A 3,968-nucleotide genomic window follows, 5' to 3' on the forward strand; every position below is an offset into this window, starting at 1 on the left:
GTCGTCCACCTCGGGAGCGAGGGCGTGCGCGAGCCGTGTGGGCACGGGCAGGGAGTCGTCGCCCAGGGCCCGGGCGGCCGCCAGCACCCGCTCGCGGTCCGCGCCCTCGGGGACTTCGGCGGCCGCGCGCTCGTACAGCCCGGCGCCCTCCTCCAGGACCAGGCCGGTGTCGACGCCCGCCGGGATCTTCACCCGGGCGTGCCGCCGCCAGGTGGTGAGCGGGGCGCTCCAGGCCTCCACGTGATACGTCCAGCGGCCCGTCGCGTCCGGGGTGACCTCCGCGCCCCAGCGGTCGGTGCCGGGCACCAGTTCCCGCATCGGCGTCCAGGGGCCGGGCCGGCCCTCGGGATCGCAGAGCACCACATTGGCGCCGACGGCGTCATGACCCTCGCGGAAGACGGTGGCGGTGACCTGGAAGGTCTCGCCGGGTACCGCCTTCGCCGGCCGCCTGCCGCACTCCACGGCCGGCCGGACGTCACGCACCGGAACACGGCCGATGGGCTCAGTCGCCTTCATGGGTCTCACCTCCGCCGTGCGCGGAGCCGGGCCCGGGGCCCGGCTCCGCGGTCCGTAGTGTGCCGGAAGGCCGTTGCCTTCCCGCGGGGTCCGTCTGCGGGATCACTGCCTCGCGGAACGCCGGTCCGGGGGCGGACCCTGCCGGACCGCCTCGGCCAGCCGGGGCCGCCCGCCCTGTTCCCGCTGCTCGCGCACATAGGTGACGAGGCTGGTGCGCAGATAGCGCTCGGCCGCGTCCGCCGCCTCCCGGGCGCAGCGCTTGCCCATCAGCACGCACAGCGTGTAGCCCGAGTCCTCGAAGGTGGAGCGCACCTCGCGGTCCTGCGGCGAGGCGAGCATGACGCGCTCCCACGCCCGGTAGCGCCGCAGCTGCCGGGCCACCTCGGCCTTCGCGGGTAGCAGCATGGCCGTGTCTTTCCTTCCGACGCTCTCGAATGGGCACGTGTCCCCGGGGTCGGGGGAGCGTCCGGGCAGGGAAGGGCACGGAGCCGTTACGGCGAATCGAGGCTTTCACTCATGGTGCACGCCTGATCACCCAGCGTCCTGTTGGAACTTCAACCACCTCGTGCGCCTCTCGTGTTGCACGAATGGCGTAGCACCCCCACAGTGAAGGTGACTCAGGAGCGACCAGCGCTCACGCTGCGCGCCCGGAACGGAATTCCGGACGGGTGAGGGGGAGCGGGAGCTTCGCGGGTGAGGAGCTAGCGACAATGAAGACCGCAGTGCCCTGCTACTACCACCTCGACGTGGAGGTCAGCCCGGAACGGGTGGGACAGGTCAGCCGCATACTGGCCGCCCACCTGCGTTACTGGGATCTCGACAACCTCGTGGAACCCGTCTGCCGCGGTGCCGAACTGCTGCTGACCGCCATCGACCAGCACGCCAGGGACAAGCACACGTCCATCGAGATGTGGTGGAACGGGCAGCACCTGATCACCGCCATCGGTGACCACGACCGGGATCTCCGCCCCGACCTGGACCTGCGCCCGTGCCTGGCGCATCTCGCCGCGACCAGCGACGGCTGGGGCTGCTGTGCCTCGGAGGCCGGCAGCAAGATCATCTGGTTCTCGCAGCGGGCCCGGTCCGGGGAGCGCGTCCCGCTGGTCCGCACCGGGCCTTCGCCCCGCCTGCGCCGGGTCCTGCGGGTGCCGCGCGAGCTTCCGGTCGCCCAGCTGGCCGCATCCGCGGACGGTGAGCCGGCCGCATCCGCGGACGGTGTCCTGGAAGGCGCCCGGTGACGGCGAGGAAGTCCCGGAAAAGGGTGCCCGTGTGGAGCGGGCACCCCTACCCTTTGGGTGCCTCCTTCGACGGGCAGGGCACCAACTTCGCCCTGTTCAGCGAGGTCGCCGAGCGGGTCGACCTGGTCCTGGTGAACGACGCCGCCACCCGTACGACGGTGCAGCTGACCGAGGTCGACGGCTTCGTCTGGCACACCTACCTGCCCGGCGTCGGACCGGGGCAGCGCTACGGCTACCGGGTGACCGGCCCCTGGAACCCCGACCTCGGCCACCGGTGCAATCCGGCGAAGCTGCTCCTGGATCCGTACGCCACGGCGATCGACGGCCAGATCGACAACCACCCCTCCCTCTACGAACGCACCCCCGGCGGCCCGAGCCCGGCCGACAGCGCCGGGCACTCCATGCTCGGCGTGGTCACCGACCCCTTCTTCGACTGGGGCGACGACCGCCCGCCCCGGTGGCCGTACTCCGACTCGGTGATCTACGAGGCACATGTCCGCGGCCTGACCCGCACCCATCCGGAGGTACCCGAACGGCTCAGAGGCAGTTACGCCGGTCTCGCCCACCCGGCGGTCCTCGACCACCTGACCTCGCTCGGGATCACCGCGGTCGAGCTGATGCCGGTGCACCAGTTCGTGCAGGACGGGGTGCTCAAGGACCGGGGTCTGTCCAACTACTGGGGCTACAACACCATCGGCTACTTCGCCCCGCACAACGCCTACGCCGCCTTCGGCAGCCGGGGCCAGCAGGTCAACGAGTTCAAGGCGATGGTGAAGGCGCTGCACGCGGCCGGGCTCGAAGTGATCCTCGACGTGGTCTACAACCACACCGCCGAGGGCAACGAGATGGGCCCCACCCTGTCCTTCCGGGGCATCGACAACGCCTCCTACTACCGGCTGGTCGACGGCGACTGGGCGCACTACTACGACACCACCGGCACCGGGAACAGCCTGCTGATGCGGCACCCCTACGTGCTCCAGCTGATCATGGACTCGCTGCGGTACTGGGTGACCGAGATGCACGTCGACGGCTTCCGCTTCGACCTCGCGGCCACGCTGGCGAGGCAGTTCCACGAGGTGGACCGCCTCTCGGCGTTCTTCGACCTCATCCAGCAGGACCCCGTGATCAGCAGGGTCAAGCTCATCGCCGAGCCGTGGGATCTGGGCGAGGGCGGCTACCAGGTCGGCAACTTCCCGCAGCTGTGGTCGGAGTGGAACGGCAAGTACCGGGACGCCGTACGGGACTTCTGGCGGGCCGAGCCGGGCTCGCTGGGCGAGTTCGCCTCCCGGCTCACCGGCTCCTCCGACCTGTACCAGCACAGCAGACGGCGGCCCCGGGCCAGCGTCAACTTCGTCACCGCGCACGACGGCTTCACGCTGCGCGACCTGGTGTCGTACAACGACAAGCACAACCAGGCCAACGGCGAGGGCAACCGGGACGGCGAGAGCCACAACCGGTCCTGGAACTGCGGCGCCGAGGGCGCGACCACCGACCCGGCCGTGCTCGAACTGCGGGCCCGCCAGCAGCGCAACTTCCTCGCCACCCTGCTGCTGTCCCAGGGCATCCCCATGCTCAGTCACGGCGACGAACTCGGCCGCACCCAGGGCGGCAACAACAACGCCTACTGCCAGGACAACGAAGTCTCCTGGATCGACTGGGAGCTGACCGAGGAGCAGCGGGCGCTCGCCGGCTTCACCCGGTACGTCATCGCGCTGCGCGCCGCCCACCCCGTGCTGCGCCGGCGGCGCTTCTTCAGGGGCGAGACCGCCGTGCATCCCGGGCAGCCGCTGCCCGACCTGGTGTGGCTGCTGCCCGACGCCCGCGAGATGACCGACCGGGACTGGCAGCGCGCCGACGCGCACGCGGTCGGCGTCTTCCTCAACGGCGACGCCATCGCCGAACGCGACCCCTACGGGCGGCGTCTGGTGGACGACTCGTTCCTGCTGCTCCTCAACGGCTTCTGGGAGCCGGTCGACTTCCGGCTGCCCGACGACTCCTACGGCGAACGCTGGACGACCCTCATCGACACGGCCGACCCGGAGGGGATGCCGGACGAACGCGAACACAAGGCGGGCACGAGGCTGCGGGCCGAGGCCCGGAGCGTGATCGTGCTGTCGCGGCCGTCTAGGTAGCGCCGTACGCGTCTGCGGGTCCGTCGTGGCTGCTCGCGCAGTTCCCCGCGCCCCGGAAAGGGGCGCGGGGAACTGCGCGAGC

Annotated in this window: 4 protein-coding genes; 2 read left to right on the forward strand and 2 right to left on the reverse strand. The window is 71.1% G+C overall.

Annotated features, from left to right (window positions below; all coding sequences use genetic code 11):
* The coding region (locus LQ326_RS46845) for a maltotransferase domain-containing protein (protein WP_234545318.1) at nucleotides 1-516 on the reverse strand (516 nt) is incomplete at its 3' end.
* Nucleotides 517-618: 102 nt separating this feature from the next.
* Entirely contained in the window at nucleotides 619-921 is a 303-nt protein-coding gene (locus LQ326_RS46850) for a DUF5133 domain-containing protein (protein WP_234545319.1), read from the reverse strand.
* 305 nt (nucleotides 922-1,226) lie between these two features.
* Between LQ326_RS46850 and LQ326_RS46855 the strand changes: the two genes are divergently transcribed.
* Together LQ326_RS46855 and glgX are read left to right on the forward strand one after the other, a co-directional pair.
* On the forward strand, nucleotides 1,227-1,754 hold the full coding sequence (locus tag LQ326_RS46855) for a pep a2 (RefSeq protein ID WP_234545320.1): 528 nt from the start codon (nucleotides 1,227-1,229) through the stop codon (nucleotides 1,752-1,754).
* Nucleotides 1,755-1,777: 23 nt separating this feature from the next.
* The gene (gene glgX, locus LQ326_RS46860; protein ID WP_234545321.1) at nucleotides 1,778-3,886 is read left to right on the forward strand and encodes a glycogen debranching protein GlgX; all 2,109 of its coding nucleotides are present in this window, start codon (nucleotides 1,778-1,780) and stop codon (nucleotides 3,884-3,886) included.
* Nucleotides 3,887-3,968: the final 82 nt, after the last annotated feature.

It is taken from the genome of Streptomyces shenzhenensis (assembly GCF_021462265.1).
Lineage (GTDB): Bacteria > Actinomycetota > Actinomycetes > Streptomycetales > Streptomycetaceae > Streptomyces > Streptomyces shenzhenensis.